Below are 14,368 nucleotides of genomic sequence, written 5' to 3' on the forward strand. Positions count from 1 at the left end.
CCCAAGAACATCCACGGAGGAAACGGCAATGGATACCAGAGACCAGATCAAGACCGCCCTGGCGGCGGTGCTTCTCTCGGCCGGGCTGGCGAGCCCGGCTGCGGCCGCCGACGGCGTCTACAAGATCGGCATCTCGGCCGGCCTGACCGGCTATGCGGCGACCGTCGATCGCGCCTGGCGCGACGGCGTCCAGATCGCCGCCGAGGCCGTCAATGCGCGCGGCGGCGTGCTCGGCCGCAAGCTCGAGGTGGTCGTCGAGGACAATCGCTCCGAGCCGCAGGAGGCCGTCACGGTCTACCGCAAGATGATCTCGTCCGACCAGGTCGACATCTTCATCTCCGGCTGCGTCTCGGCCGGCAACTTCGCCGCCGCCCCGATGGTGGTGAAGGCCGAGATCCCGATGATGCTGTGCTCGATCCTGCCGCAGCAGCCCGCGCAGGTGAAATGGGCCTTCTCGACCCTGCCGCCAGCCGGCTTCGAGGTCGAGAAGCGCTTCGAATACCTGAAAGACCAGACCGACATCCGCAAGGTCGGCGTGCTGCACGATCCGACCCCCTACGCGCTCCTGCAGAAGGGTGTCGCCGAGAAGGTCGCGGCCAAATACGGCATCGAGGTCGTCGCCGTCGAAGCCTACAAGCAGGACGACGCGGATCTGTCCGTGCAGCTCGGCAAGATGCAGGCCGCCGGCGCCGGCGCGGTGCTGAAGATCGGCCTCGGCGGCACCACGCTGACCGCCGCCAAGAACCTGAAGCAGCTCGGCTCCAAGATGCTGCTCCTGACCTCGCTCGAGGATCTCGCCGTGTTCCGCCCGGTCTCCGAGGTGCTTGGCGAGCAGTTCTTCTTCGTCGCCTCGCCGTCGCAGGTCTTCGAGACCCTGCCCGACGGCGCGCTGAAGACCGAGATCGGCAAGTTCCTGGTGCCGTGGCGGGCGAAGTTCGCCGATCGCGACCCGAACTGGGCCTCGCGCGGCTGGGACGGCGTGATGCTCGCGGTGGCGGCGATCGAGAAGGGCAAGTCGGCCTCCGGCCCGGCGGTGCGCGACGCCATCGAGACCATCACCGGCTGGCAGGGCACCACCGGCACCTATGATTTCGGCCCCGAGCAGCACCAGGGCATCACCAAAAACCCCTTCGTGATCGCCACCATTGCCGGCGGCAAGATCAAAATCGTGAAGTGATGGCGCCCGACCCGCACGCGCCGCTGCTCCAGGTCCGCGGACTGACGGCCCGCTACGGCCATGTCCGCGCCCTGGAGCCGACCGACCTGACCGTCGATCGCGGCGAACTCGTCGCGATCCTCGGCCCCAACGGTGCCGGCAAGTCGACGCTCCTGCGCGCCATCCTGGGCCTCGTCGCCAATGCCGGCGAGGTCCGCTCGGAGGGTGTGGTGCTGCCGCGGGCCGATCCGGTCGCGGTCGCCTCGGCCGGCATCGTGCTGGTGCCGGAGGGCCGCGGCATCTTCGGACCCATGACGGTCGCCGAGAACCTACGGCTCGGCGCCTACCGGGTCCGCGACCGGCGGGAGGTCGAGCGGCGGCTCGCGCGCACCTTCGAGCTGTTCCCGCGCCTCTCGGAACGGCTCGGCCAGACGGCCGGGTCGATGTCGGGCGGCGAGCAGCAGATGGTCGCCATCGGCCGCGCGCTGATGGCCGACCCGAAGGTGCTGCTGCTCGACGAACCCTCGCTCGGCCTCGCGCCGCGCGTCACCGCGGAGATCCTGGAAACGCTGCGACGGCTCAACCAGTCCGGCCTCTCCGTCGTGCTGGTCGAGCAGAAGGCGCCTCTGGCGCTGGAACTGGCGGTGCGCGTCCATCTCCTTTCGCTCGGCCGCACCGTCGCGGTGATCTCCCCCGATCAGGTGAAGTCGCATGACGAACTCGCCCGCTACTATTTCGCCTGACGCCGGCTCGCCGGGCCCCGCGCCGGAGGCCGAAGCGGAACCGACCCGGGCCCGCTCGGCGCTCGCCCTGGTGCTCGGCGCGCTGCCCTGGCTGGTCGCGGCCGGCCTGGTCGGCGCGGCCGGCTATCTCGGCGGCTATCTCGCCACCATCGTCGCCTTCGCGCTGATCTATGCGGTCTTCGTCACGGGGCTGAACATCTTCATGGGCTTCACCGCCCAGGTCTCGTTCGGCCACAACGCCTTCGCGGCGATCGGCGGCTACACCTCCGCGGTCCTGACGACGACCTATGAGTGGCCCCCGCTCGCTGCCTTCGCGGCCGGCCTTGCCGGCAGCCTCGCGCTCGCCGGCCTGATCGGCTGGCCGACGCTGCGCCTCAAGGGCCACTATCTCTCGATGGGGACGCTCGCGATCGGCCTGATCGTCTACGAGATCGCCGTGCAGTGGGAGAGCGTGACCCAGGGCTATCTCGGCATTTCCGGCATCCCGTCGCTCGGCATCGGCCGTTTCGAGGCAACCGGCGACCGGCAGATCCTGGCGGTTCTGACGGCCACCGTGCTCCTCGGCGCCTTCGTGGTCGCCCGCATGCGCCGGTCGCGCTTCGGCCGGGCGCTGGCGGCGGTGGCCGGCAGCGAGGAGGCGGCGCGCGCGCTCGGCATCGACGTGGCGCGCTACAAGCTTGCCTCCTTCCTGCTTTCCGCCGGCTTCGCCTCGCTTGCCGGCAGCCTGTTCGTGCATGTGGTCGGCTATGTCAGCCCCGAGGTGTTCGGGCTGCACATGGTCATCCTGGCCTTCACGATGCTCTATGTCGGCGGGCTCGGCACCGTGGTCGGGCCGATCATCGGCGCCCTGGTCATCTCGCTCCTGCCGGAGACCTTCCGCGGCTTCCGCGACTACCAGGATCTCGGCTACGGCGCGGCGCTGATCCTGCTTCTCATCTATGCCCCGCGCGGCATGGCCGGCCTGATCGACCTGGCCGCCGGAAGGAAGGCGTCATGACCGTCCGTCTCAGCGTCGAGGGCGCGACCAAGCGCTATGGCGGCCTGACCGCCGTGGACGATGTCAGCTTCGTCGTGCCCGATCGCGGCGTCACCGCGATCATCGGCCCGAACGGCGCCGGCAAGACCACGCTGTTCAACCTGATCTCCGGCGCGCAGCCGCCGACGGCCGGCCGCATCGTCTTCGAGGGCGAGGACGTGACCCGCCTGCCGCCCGAGGCCAAAGCGGCGCGCGGACTGGTGCGCACCTTCCAGCTGGTCAAGCTGTTCTCCGATCTGACCGCGGCCGAGAATGTCGCCGTCGGCACCCATCTGAAGACGCATGGCGGCTTCCTGTCGGCGGTGTTCCGGCCGCCGTCGGTACGGCGCATGGAGGCCGGCATCACCACCCGCGCGCGCGAATTGCTCGACCTGGTCGGGCTCGGCGCGGTCGCCGACCGCAAGGCCGCGACCCTCAGCTACGGCCGCCAGCGGCTGCTCGAGGTCGCCCGCGCGCTCGCCGCCGAGCCGAAGCTGCTGCTGCTCGACGAGCCGGCCGCCGGCCTCAATGCCGAGGAGAGCGCCCGGCTCTCCGAGGTGATCCGCAAGATCGCCGCCTCCGGGACGTCGGTGCTGTTGATCGAGCACGACATGACGTTGGTCATGAACACCGCCGACGACGTGGTCGTCATCGATTTCGGCCGCAAGATCGCCCAGGGCGCTCCGGCCGAGGTCAAGGCCAATCCGGCGGTCATCGCCGCCTATCTGGGCTGAGGAGAGAGCGGTGACCCAAGCGGACCTCGTCCTGCAAAGCCTCGTTTCCGGCCTCGGCATCGGTTGCGTCTACGGACTGATCGGCATCGGCTTCTGCGTCATCTACAACGCCAGCGGCATCGTCAATTTTGCCCAGGGCGCCTTCGTGATGCTCGGCGGCATGATCACCCATGTCCTGCTGGTGCGCTATCACCTGCCCTACGGGCTCGCCGCGCTCCTCGCCGTGATCGCCGTGGCGGCGGTCGGCGTGGTGCTCGAACGGCTGGTCGTGCGGCCTCTGTGGATGCGCAAGGCGCCCGTCTTCGTCATGATCCTGGCCACGCTCGCCGCCCAGATCGTGATCGAGCGGCTGACTTTCCTGCTCGTCGACGACCAGCCCAAGACCCTGCCGGTGTTCCTGGACTGGCCGCCGATCATGCTCGGGCGCGTCGCGATCAATTTCCAGTCTCTGTTCATCATCGCCGGGTCGCTGGTGATCGTGGGGGCGCTGGCGCTGTTCTTCAAGGTGACGCTGACCGGCAAGGCGATGCGGGCCTGCGCGATCGACCGGGAGGCGGCCCTGCTGCAGGCGATCCCGGTCTCGACCATGCTGGCGCTCGCCTTCGCGCTGTCGGCGGGGCTCGGGGCGGTCGCCGGCATCCTGCTGACGCCGACCCAGTACACCGCCTTCAATGTCGGCGTGCCCTTCGCGATCTCAGGCTTCATCGCCGCGATCATCGGCGGCTTCGGCCGGCCCTTCGGCGCCTTCGTCGGCGGGCTGGCGCTCGGCCTCGTGCAGTCGATCGCGATCCTATGGCTCGGCGCCGGCCTGAAGAGCGCCGCCGCCCTGTCGGTCCTGCTCCTGTTCCTGTTCGTGCGGCCCGCCGGCATCTTCGGCGCCGCCAAGTGACCCTTCTGTCGTAGGAGACGCCCATGCCGGCCCGTTCGATCGATTGGAACGCCCTCCCCTGGACCCCGGTGCGCCCCGGCGTCGACCGCAAGGCCTTCGGCGGCGACGGTGCCACCGTCACGCTGCACCGGCTGATGCCCGGCCACGAGCCGAAGCCGCATTCCCATCCCAACGAGCAGATCGCCTATATCCTGTCGGGCACGATCCGCTTCTTCGTCGGCGACGAGGAGCATCTGGTCGGTCCGGGCGGGCTGCTGGTCATCCCGCCCAACGTCGTCCACTGGGGCGAGGTCGTCGGCGACGAGCCGGTGCTGAATTTCGACGTCTTCACCCCGGCCCGGCCGGAATATTACTGAACGGCCACGGGAGGGCTCGGGCGATGAACATTGCGGGATGGCTCGCCGGCGCGGGACGCTCCGATCCGTCGCTGCCGGCGGTCGGCCACGGCACGCGTGCGGTGGCGACCTACGGGCAGCTGGCCGAGGCAACGGCGCGGCTGGCCGGCGGCCTCAACGGGCTCGGCGTCCGGCCGGGCGACCGCGTCGCGATCATCGCCAAGAACGAGCCCGACTATGTCGCCGCCCTGCACGCCGTCTGGTGGGCCGGTGCGGCCGCCGTCCCGGTCAATGCCAAGCTGCACCCGCACGAATTCGCCTATGCACTGGAGAATTCCGGCGCCGCGGTCGCCTTCGTGTCGGCAAGCCTGGAAGGCGCGGTCGCCGCGACCGCGCCGGCGGGGCTGAAGCACCTCGTTCCGCTCGGCGGCGCCCTGCATGCCCGCCTTGGTGCTTCCGAACCGCTCGACCTCGTCGAACGGGCCGACGATGCGCTCGCCTGGCTCTTCTATACCAGCGGCACCACCGGCCGGCCGAAGGGCGCGATGCTGTCGCACGGCAATCTCTCGGCCATGACGCATGCCTATCTGGCCGAGGTCGACCCGACCGCGCCGGGCGACCGCCTGCTCCATGCCGCGCCGATGAGCCATGGCTCCGGCCTCTACATGATGGCCCATGTCGTGCGGCGCGCCGTCAACGTGGTTCCCGAATCGGGCGGCTTCGAGCCCGACGAACTCTACGCGCTCGCCGCCCACTGGCGCCGCGTCTCGCTGTTCGCAGCCCCGACCATGGTCAAGCGCATGGTCGGCGGGCTCGGGTCCGGCGACCCGACCGCACTGCGCACCGTCGTCTATGGCGGCGGGCCGATGTATGCCGCCGACGCGGTCGAGGCGCTGGACGCGCTCGGGCCGTGCCTCGCTCAGATCTACGGCCAGGGCGAGACGCCGATGACCATCTCGACGCTGCGGCGCGACATGGTCGCCGACCGGGACCACCCGGACTGGCTGGCGCGGCTGGCGAGCGTCGGGCAGCCCTTCGGCATCGTCGAGGTCCGCGTCGCCGATGCGGCGGACATCCCGCTGCCGGTGGGCGAGACCGGCGAGGTGCTGGTGCGCGGCCCGACGGTGATGTCCGGCTACTGGGACAATCCGGACGCATCGATGAGGACGCTCGCCGGCGGCTGGCTGCATACCGGCGACCAGGGCGCCTTCGCGGCCGACGGCCTCCTGACGCTGAAGGACCGCTCCAAGGACGTGATCATATCCGGCGGCAGCAACATCTATCCGCGCGAGGTCGAGGAGGTGCTGCTGCGCCATCCCGGCCTGACCGAGGTCTCGGTGATCGGCCGCGCCGATCCCGAATGGGGCGAGATCGTCGTCGCCTATGCGGTGGGGGCGGCAACCCCGGAGGCGCTCGACGCGCTCTGCCTCGACCACATTGCCCGCTTCAAGCGGCCGAAGCACTATGTCTTCGTCGAGGCCCTGCCGAAGAACAACTACGGCAAGATCCTGAAGACCGACCTGCGCGCCCTCGACCGGAAGATGTCGGATCCGCAATGAAACGCACCCCCGTGTCGCCACGCGAGAGGCGCGTTCGACATATTCTGTAGATTGAAATTTAAAGGTATGGCGTTAGCCTGAGCCCGGGATAGGAACTGCTGCGATTCGTACAGGTTCCCGCTCAGGGCAAAGCCATGGTCGAAACCGATGTGCCCGGCGGCCAATCGCCGACCCTCACCGACGGCATTCTGGCGGCTGTTGATCCGACCCGGGCGTGCGACAGCATCCAGCGCGTCCTGAATGCGATCCGCTGCCATCTGGGAATGAATGTCGGTTTTCTGACCGAATTCATCGGTCCCAATCGCGTCTTCCGCTATGTCGACACCGACACGGTCTCGCTGCCACTCAAGGCCGGGCAGAGCCTCCCCCTGGAGCAGGGTTACTGCCTGAAGGTCGTCCAGGGTCGCCTGCCCACCCTGATCCCCGACACCCAGGACGAACCGGCCGCCCTGGCAATCCCGGAAACCGGCACGATTCCGATCGGGTCCCATCTGAGCGTGCCGATCCGGCTGCGCGACGGCACCGTCTACGGCACCTTCTGCTGCTTCAGCTTCGAGCCGCGGCCGTCTCTGAACGAACGCGACCTGGCCTTCTTCGCGACCATCGCGGACCTGGTGGCGAACCAGATCGACGAGCAGATCGCCGCCGCGCGCAGTCAGCGCGCCACGGCCGATGCCATCCAGGCCGTAATTGCTGAGGGCGGCCTCGACACCATGTTCCAGCCGATCCACCGTCTGGAAGACCGCTCGATCGCCGCCATCGAATGCCTGACGCGCTTTCCGGGCGCGCCGACCCGGCCGGTCGCCGAATGGTTCCACGATGCCGTCCAGGCCGGGTGCGGGCTGGAGCTCGAATTCGCAGCGCTGGATTCGGCGGTTTCGAAACTGAAGGCGCTGGACGGCCCGATCACCGCATCGCTCAACATGTCGCCGCGCGCCCTGCTGGCGCGCGATCTCGCGCCGATCCTGGACGGGCTCGACCTCGCCCGCATCGTCGTCGAGATCACCGAGCACGAACAGGTCTTCGACTATCCGCGCCTCAACCAGGTGCTGGACGGCCTGCGCGCCCGCGGCCTCCGGCTGGCGATCGACGATGCCGGCGCCGGCTATTCGAGCCTGCGCCACATCCTTCTGCTCCGGCCGGACATCATCAAGCTCGACCTCAGCCTGGTGCGCGGCATCGACGGCGACCCGGACCGGCAGTCGCTGGCCGCCGCCTTGACGCAGTATTGCCGCCGCTCCGGGATCGCCATCGTGGCAGAGGGCATCGAGACCGAGGCGGAACTCGCCACCCTGCGCGCCATGGAGATCGGCTTCGGCCAGGGCTATCTGATGAGCCGCCCCGGCCCGATCGCCCCATGGTTCCAGGCCTTCCGCGCAGCCGCGACCCCGACTTTGTAGCGCCCGACTTTGTAGCGGCCAACTTTGTAGCGGCCGACCCTCAAGCCGGAACGGCCAGCGCGGCCGCGATCGCCGGTTCGGCCGCCGCCATCGCGGCCGCGATTACGTCCATGTCGGTCTCGGTGATCTCGAACAGGCCGAAGCGCAGGCGGTAGCCCCAGTTGCCGTCGGCCGCGAAGGCGAGGACCGGCAGGAGCGGCCGGATCGGCGTCTCCCGCGCCGGCCACCAGGCGACATCGCGCCGGAACGGCACGAAGCCGCCGCCCATGTCGAAGCGGTAGGGCGCGCCCGGCACGACCCGCCCGATCGCCGTGAAGGCCTGCAGCCGGTCGCGGCCGCCGAAGGTCTCGGTCGGCGAATAGTAGACGACCCGGTCGCCCGGATCGATGCGCCGGAGCGGGCCGCCCTTGCCGTGGCAGACCTGCATGAAGCCGTCCGCCCGTCCCCGGCGGACATGCTCGGCCGAGGCGACCGCGACGAAGGCCCGGCTCATGCCTCACCCATCGCCATCACCCGCACGCGGTGGCCGTCCGGATCGAGGGCGACGAAGGTGCGGCCGAAATCCATCTGGGTCGGCGTCTGGGCGATGGCCAGCCCGCGCCCGCTCCAGTCGGCATGCAGCGCGTCGACCTCGGCGAAGCTGCCGACCGCCAACGCGACCTCGGCCCCGCCGCCTGTTGCGGTCGCAGCCGGCTCAACTGTGTGGCGCGACCAGAGGCCGAGCATCACGCCCTCCCGAAGCGGCAGCATGGCGAAGGTCGGCGAGACCTCGACCGGCGGCCGGCCGAGCAGGTCCGCATAGAATTCGGCGCTGGCCGGCGGGTTGTCGACATAGAGGATGACGAAGGTGAATTCGGCCATGACGGCTCTCCCGGTGTTGGTGTAACCGGGGCGGATCTAGGCGATCGGATTGTCAGGAGATGTCAGGAGCGAGTCCGGCCGGCCGGCGCGCATGCCGATGCCGCACTGCACAATCGATCGGCCTGCCGCTTGTCTGTGCAGGGGGCCGATTGACACGTTTCCCGACGTTTGATCAGATGGTCAAATATTGGAACTGGAACGGTTCCAGACCGGTAAATCGGTCGCAGACCATCAAAGCGGTCGCAGACCGCCAATACGGCCCCCGGGCGGGTGGGAGGACCTCGGATGAGCGCATTGCCGGACATCAGGAGCGGGCGCCTGACGCCCGAGGAGCTGGCGGAGAATTTCGCCGATCTGCATCACCCGCTCGACCGGTTCGAGGCGCGCGTGGCGGCCGAGCGCTGCCTGTTCTGCTACGAGGCGCCCTGCGTCACGGCCTGCCCGACCTCGATCGACATCCCCCTGTTCGTGCGCCAGATCGCCACCGGCAATCCGCTCGGCGCGGCGCGGACCATTCTGGATTCCAACATCATGGGCGGCATGTGCGCCCGGGTCTGCCCGACCGAGACCTTGTGCGAGGAGGCCTGCGTGCGCGAGGCGGCCGAGGGCAAGCCGGTCGAGATCGGCCTGTTGCAGCGCTTCGCCACCGACAGCCTGTTCGCGACCGGCCGCCAGCTGTTCCGCCGCGGCGCCCCGACCGGCCGGCATGTCGCCGTGGTCGGCGCCGGCCCGGCCGGGCTCGCCTGCGCGCATCGGCTGGCCGTGCTCGGCCATGAGGTCACCGTCTACGAGGCGCGCGACAAGGCCGGCGGGCTCAACGAATATGGCATCGCCGCCTACAAGGCGACCGACGGCTTCGCGGCCGCCGAGGTCGACTACATCCTCGGCGTCGGCGGCATCACGGTGGAGACCGGCAAGCGGCTCGGCCGCGACTTCACGCTCGCCGAACTGACCGACCGCTTCGACGCCGTCTTCCTCGGCCTCGGCCTCGGCGGCGTCAACGCGCTCGGCCTCGGCGACGACATCGCCGGCGTCGAGGATGCGGTCGCCACCATCGCTGAACTGCGCCAGACTGAAGACCTCTCGACCCTGCCGATCGGCCGCCGGGTGGTGGTGATCGGCGGCGGCATGACGGCGATCGACATCGCCTCGCAGGCCAAGCGCCTGGGTGCCGAGGAGGTGACCATCGTCTACCGGCGCGGCACTGATCAGATGAATGCCAGCGACTACGAGCAGATGGTGGCGCAGACCGACGGCGTTCTGATCCGCCACTGGCTGCGGCCGGCCCGCCTGCTGGCGACCGACGGCCGGCTCGCCGGGATCGTCTTCGACTATGTGGAAGAGCGCGACGGCCGGCTCGTCGGCACCGGCGAGAGCCTGGAGATCGCCTGCGACCAGCTGTTCCGGGCCATCGGCCAGACCTTCCTGGCCGGCGATCTCGGCGCCGGCCTGATCGCCATGGAGGGCGGCCGGATCAAGGTCGATACCGAGCGGCGGACCTCACTCGGCGCGGTCTGGGCGGGCGGCGATTGCGTCGCCGGCGGCGAGGACCTGACCGTGGCGGCGGTGGAAGACGGCAAGCAGGCGGCGATCGCGATCGATCGCGCGCTGCGGGCCGGCATGGCGCGCGTGGCGTGAGCGAGGGAGGAGACCATGGCTGATCTCAGTGTCCGCTTCTGCGGCGTCAAGTCGCCCAATCCGTTCTGGCTCGCCTCCGCGCCGCCGACCGACAAGGCCTACAACGTCGTCCGCGCCTACAAGGCCGGCTGGGGCGGCGTCGTCTGGAAGACGCTCGGCGAGGACGGGCCGCCGATCGTCAACGTCTCGGGTCCGCGCTACGGCGCGATCCATTCGCAGGACCGGCGCGTCTTCGGCTTCAACAATATCGAGCTGATCACCGACCGGCCGCTCGAGGTGAACCTGCGCGAGATCAAGGAGGTCAAGCGCGACTGGCCGGATCGCGCGCTGATCGTCTCGCTGATGGTCCCGTGCACGGAGGAGAGCTGGAAGGCGATCCTGAAGCGGGTCGAGGAGACCGAGGCCGACGGCATCGAGCTCAATTTCGGCTGCCCGCATGGCATGTCGGAGCGCGGCATGGGGGCGGCGGTCGGGCAGGTGCCCGAATATGTCGAGATGGTCACGCGCTGGTGCAAGCAGCACAGCCGGATGCCGGTGATCGTCAAGCTGACGCCGAACATCTCCGACATCCGCAAGCCGGCCGAAGCCGCCAAGCGCGGCGGGGCGGACGCGGTGTCGCTGATCAACACCATCAACTCGGTGATGGGCGTCGATCTCGACACCCTGACGCCCTGGCCGTCGACCGACGGCATGGCCACCCATGGCGGCTATTGCGGCCCGGCTGTGAAGCCAATCGCGATGAACATGGTCAGCGAGATCGCCCGCAACCCGGAGACCCACGGCCTGCCCATTTCGGCCATCGGCGGCATCGAGACCTGGAAGGATGCGGCCGAGTTCATGACGCTCGGCGCCGGCACCGTGCAGGTCTGCACCGCCGCCATGACCTACGGCTTCAAGATCGTCCAGGAGATGATCACCGGCCTGTCCGACTGGATGGATGCGAAGGGCTACAGCTCGGTCGACGACTTCGTCGGCGCGGCCGTGCCGAAACTGACCGACTGGCAGCATCTCAATCTCGACTATGCCGTCAAGGCGAAGATCGACCAGGATCTATGCATCCAGTGCGGTCGCTGCCATATCGCCTGCGAGGATACCTCGCACCAGGCGATCATGAAGGAGAAGGACGGCCAGCGGCATTTCGAGGTGATGGAAGAGGAATGCGTCGGCTGCAATCTCTGCGCTGTCGTCTGCCCGGTCGACCAGTGCATCACGATGGAACCGCTCCAGGCCGGCGCGATCGACAAGCGCACCGGATTGCCGGTCGGCGGGCACCGCACCTGGCTCGAACATCCCAACAATCCGATGGCCCGGAACCCGCGCGGGCCGGCCGTGCTTGAACCGGCCGAGTGAACGGGACCGGGTGAGCGCGATCGCGCGCGAGGGTCGGGTGAGGCCGCCCCAGGGCGCGGTCGGACATCGCGATCGTCGGAACACTCAAGGGCGGCGGCATCGACCGCCGCCCTCTCCGCAAAGAAGCCTCCTTTCGGGAAACGCCCATGCTGACCCTTCAGAATGCGATCGGCGCCGGCCGTGTCACCTCCGCATCCGCCCGCACCGCGCCGGTCTTCGATCCGGCGACCGGCGAGCAGACCGGCCTCCTGCCGCTGTCGACCCGCGCGGAGGTCGACGCCGCGGTCGCGGCCGCCAAGAGCGCCGCGCCCGAATGGGGCCGCACGCCGCCCTTGAAGCGCGTCCGGCACATGTTCAAGTTCAAGGAACTGCTCGACCGGCATGTCGCCGACATCGCCCGCGCCATCTCGAAGGAGCATGGCAAGACGCATGCGGACGCGCTCGGCGAGGTCGCGCGCGGCATCGAGGTGGTCGACTTCGCCTGCGGCATCCCGCACCTCCTGAAGGGCGAGTACAGCCGCAATGTCGGCCCGGATGTCGACAGCTGGTCGGATCGCGCGCCGCTCGGCGTCGTCGCCGGCATCACGCCGTTCAACTTCCCGGCCATGGTGCCGCTCTGGATGTATCCGATCGCGATCGCCTGCGGGAACACCTTCGTGCTGAAGCCGTCGGAACGCGATCCCTCGGCGCCGATGCTGGTCTGGGACCTGTTCCGCGAGGCCGGCTTCCCGGACGGCGTGCTGAATGTCGTGCACGGCGACAAGGAGGCGGTCGACGCGCTGCTCGACCATCCGGACGTGAAGGCGGTCAGCTTCGTCGGCTCGACCCCGATCGCCGAATATGTCTATGCGCGCGGCACCGCGAAGGGCAAACGCGTCCAGGCCCTCGGCGGCGCCAAGAACCACATGGTCATCCTGCCGGATGCCGACATCGACAAGGCCGCCGACGCGCTGATGGGGGCCGGCTACGGCTCGGCCGGGGAACGCTGCATGGCCGTCTCGGTCGCCGTCCCGGTCGGCGAGCGCACCGCCAACGCGCTGATCGAGGCGCTCGCCCCGCGCGTCCGGGCGCTGAAGATCGGCCCGGCCAGCGACCCGGACGCCGAGATGGGTCCGCTGGTCACCGAGCAGCACCAGCGCAAGGTGCTCGGCTATATCGACAAGGGTGTCGCCGAGGGCGCCGATCTCGTCGTCGACGGCCGCGGCTTCCGCCTGCAGGGCTACGAGAACGGCTATTTCGTCGGCGGCACGCTGTTCGACCGCGTCCGCCCGGACATGACCATCTACCGCGAGGAGATCTTCGGCCCGGTCCTGTCGGTCGTGCGCACCGGTTCCTTCGACGAGGCGGTCGGGCTGATCCAGGCCCACGAATACGGCAACGGCACCGCCATCTTCACCCGCGACGGCGATGCCGCGCGCGCCTTCGCCGATCAGATCGAGGTCGGCATGGTCGGCGTCAACGTGCCGATCCCGGTGCCGGTCGCCTACCATTCCTTCGGCGGCTGGAAGCGCTCGCTGTTCGGCGACCATTCGATCTACGGCATGGAGGGCGTGCGCTTCTACACGCGCCTGAAGACCGTCACCTCGCGCTGGCCGACCGGCATCCGCTCCGGCGCGGAGTTCAACTTCCCGAGCCTGAAGTGATCGCGGATGAGGGGACGTTCTCCCCTTTTGTCCCCATGAATTCTGTTATTTGAATTTATGAGAATTGAAGGCGAACGAACGCGGAAGACCGGCAGTACACAACGTTTCTGCCGGCCCGATGAACGGCCGGCTCAAGCCAGGTTCAGGACGCTCATGTCAGCTTCTCGTCATACGGTCGGTATCGACCCTTCAAACGAGAGAGACGCCCATGACCATCCTGCGCAAGACCCTCCTGGCCCTCGTCGCCACCGCCACGATCGCTGGCGGCACCGTCGCCGCCACCGCCCCGGCCCAGGCCGGCCACAAGCATCACCATGGCGGAGTCGTGGTGAAGTTCGGCCACAATCATCATCACGGCCACTGGGGTGGCGGCTATGGCGGCTGCTTCTACAAGCCGAAGCTGATCCACACGCCCTGGGGACCGGTCTGGAAGAACAAGCTGGTCTGCCCCTGGTATTGAGGCGCAATCGACAGGGATGACGGCAGGCACGGCTACGACGTGAGGTCGAGCGTACTCTGCAACATCTCGTCCGCCACCTGCATCACCTTCAGGGCCGCCCGGTAGTCCAACCGGGCGGTCAACTGCGTGACCGCTTCGGTTGCCAGATCGATATCCGGGGCGCCGACCATGCCGCGCGGATCGGCATCCGGGGAGGTCGGATCGTAGCGCAGGGCGAAGCCGGGCCGCTGCGGTACCAGGGTCGTGGTCACGCCGCCACCCGGGACCGACTGTTGGCTGACCACCATCGGTTGATAGGCCGTCGAGGCGCCGGTGCCGTCCGGGACAGTCCCGGTCGTCGACACGTTGGCGACGTTGGCGGCCGAGTTTTCCAGGCGGCGGACGGCCGCGTTGGCACCGGACAGGGCGATCGAGATCGCGGCGAGCGACATGGGACGGGACTCCTTGACCCAGCGTGAGCCTGCCAGGATCGCGTTGCGGGTCCCTTGCCGAATTCGAATCAATTCGAACGAATTCAACGTCACCTTGCCGGCCGGCCGGTGAACATCCGTCGCATCGCGCCTGCCGACCTCGCGCGCCGTGCCC

15 protein-coding genes are annotated in these 14,368 nt (G+C 68.9%); 12 read left to right on the plus strand and 3 right to left on the minus strand.

Annotation, left to right across the window (positions count from 1 at the left end; all coding sequences use genetic code 11):
• The first annotated feature begins 28 nt into the window (after positions 1-28).
• The 8 genes from KL771_RS25560 to KL771_RS25595 all read left to right on the plus strand — a co-directional run bounded on the left by KL771_RS25560 (position 29) and on the right by KL771_RS25595 (position 7,831).
• The gene (locus KL771_RS25560) at positions 29-1,177 is read left to right on the plus strand and encodes an ABC transporter substrate-binding protein (protein WP_261971336.1); all 1,149 of its coding nucleotides are present in this window, start codon (positions 29-31) and stop codon (positions 1,175-1,177) included.
• Positions 1,177-1,899 (plus strand): ABC transporter ATP-binding protein, encoded by a 723-nt coding sequence (locus KL771_RS25565; RefSeq protein WP_261971379.1) that lies wholly within the window; start codon positions 1,177-1,179, stop codon positions 1,897-1,899. Before KL771_RS25560 ends, KL771_RS25565 begins: the two co-directional genes overlap by 1 nt.
• The gene (locus KL771_RS25570; protein WP_261971337.1) at positions 1,868-2,896 is read left to right on the plus strand and encodes a branched-chain amino acid ABC transporter permease; all 1,029 of its coding nucleotides are present in this window, start codon (positions 1,868-1,870) and stop codon (positions 2,894-2,896) included. The genes KL771_RS25565 and KL771_RS25570 overlap by 32 nt, the downstream gene beginning before the upstream one ends.
• Positions 2,893-3,648 carry an ABC transporter ATP-binding protein gene (locus tag KL771_RS25575; protein ID WP_261971338.1) on the plus strand — a complete coding sequence of 252 codons (756 nt, stop codon included), beginning with the start codon at positions 2,893-2,895 and terminating at the stop codon, positions 3,646-3,648. Before KL771_RS25570 ends, KL771_RS25575 begins: the two co-directional genes overlap by 4 nt.
• A gap of 10 nt (positions 3,649-3,658) precedes the next feature.
• Entirely contained in the window at positions 3,659-4,537 is an 879-nt protein-coding gene (locus KL771_RS25580; RefSeq protein WP_261971339.1) for a branched-chain amino acid ABC transporter permease, read from the plus strand.
• A 23-nt stretch (positions 4,538-4,560) separates the two neighbouring features.
• Positions 4,561-4,893: a cupin domain-containing protein gene (locus tag KL771_RS25585; protein WP_261971340.1), complete on the plus strand. Its 333-nt coding sequence runs from the start codon at positions 4,561-4,563 to the stop codon at positions 4,891-4,893.
• Between the two features lie 23 nt (positions 4,894-4,916).
• The gene (locus tag KL771_RS25590) at positions 4,917-6,431 is read left to right on the plus strand and encodes an AMP-binding protein (protein ID WP_261971341.1); all 1,515 of its coding nucleotides are present in this window, start codon (positions 4,917-4,919) and stop codon (positions 6,429-6,431) included.
• Positions 6,432-6,565: 134 nt separating this feature from the next.
• Positions 6,566-7,831, plus strand: a complete 1,266-nt coding sequence (locus KL771_RS25595; protein WP_261971342.1) for a sensor domain-containing phosphodiesterase — start codon at positions 6,566-6,568, stop codon at positions 7,829-7,831.
• Between the two features lie 40 nt (positions 7,832-7,871).
• On the opposite strand, the gene KL771_RS25600 is transcribed toward KL771_RS25595, so the two are convergent.
• Both KL771_RS25600 and KL771_RS25605 read right to left on the minus strand, forming a co-directional pair.
• Positions 7,872-8,324 (minus strand): EVE domain-containing protein, encoded by a 453-nt coding sequence (locus KL771_RS25600; RefSeq protein ID WP_261971343.1) that lies wholly within the window; start codon positions 8,322-8,324, stop codon positions 7,872-7,874.
• Positions 8,321-8,692: a VOC family protein gene (locus tag KL771_RS25605; protein ID WP_261971344.1), complete on the minus strand. Its 372-nt coding sequence runs from the start codon at positions 8,690-8,692 to the stop codon at positions 8,321-8,323. Before KL771_RS25605 ends, KL771_RS25600 begins: the two co-directional genes overlap by 4 nt.
• Positions 8,693-8,977: 285 nt before the next feature.
• On the opposite strand from KL771_RS25605, the gene KL771_RS25610 reads away from it, so the two are divergent.
• The 4 genes from KL771_RS25610 to KL771_RS25625 all read left to right on the plus strand — a co-directional run bounded on the left by KL771_RS25610 (position 8,978) and on the right by KL771_RS25625 (position 13,783).
• The gene (locus KL771_RS25610; protein ID WP_261971345.1) at positions 8,978-10,330 is read left to right on the plus strand and encodes an NAD(P)-dependent oxidoreductase; all 1,353 of its coding nucleotides are present in this window, start codon (positions 8,978-8,980) and stop codon (positions 10,328-10,330) included.
• 15 nt (positions 10,331-10,345) lie between these two features.
• The gene (gene preA / locus KL771_RS25615; protein ID WP_261971346.1) at positions 10,346-11,680 is read left to right on the plus strand and encodes an NAD-dependent dihydropyrimidine dehydrogenase subunit PreA; all 1,335 of its coding nucleotides are present in this window, start codon (positions 10,346-10,348) and stop codon (positions 11,678-11,680) included.
• Between the two features lie 146 nt (positions 11,681-11,826).
• Positions 11,827-13,323 carry a CoA-acylating methylmalonate-semialdehyde dehydrogenase gene (locus tag KL771_RS25620; RefSeq protein WP_261971347.1) on the plus strand — a complete coding sequence of 499 codons (1,497 nt, stop codon included), beginning with the start codon at positions 11,827-11,829 and terminating at the stop codon, positions 13,321-13,323.
• Positions 13,324-13,531: 208 nt separating this feature from the next.
• The gene (locus KL771_RS25625; RefSeq protein WP_315901527.1) at positions 13,532-13,783 is read left to right on the plus strand and encodes a sulfur globule protein precursor; all 252 of its coding nucleotides are present in this window, start codon (positions 13,532-13,534) and stop codon (positions 13,781-13,783) included.
• A 32-nt stretch (positions 13,784-13,815) separates the two neighbouring features.
• On the opposite strand, the gene KL771_RS25630 is transcribed toward KL771_RS25625, so the two are convergent.
• Entirely contained in the window at positions 13,816-14,214 is a 399-nt protein-coding gene (locus tag KL771_RS25630; RefSeq protein WP_261971348.1) for a flagellar basal body rod protein FlgC, read from the minus strand.
• Positions 14,215-14,368 lie beyond the last annotated feature (154 nt).

This window comes from Prosthecodimorpha staleyi, assembly GCF_018729455.1.
GTDB classification, from domain to species: Bacteria; Pseudomonadota; Alphaproteobacteria; order Rhizobiales; family Ancalomicrobiaceae; genus Prosthecodimorpha; species Prosthecodimorpha staleyi.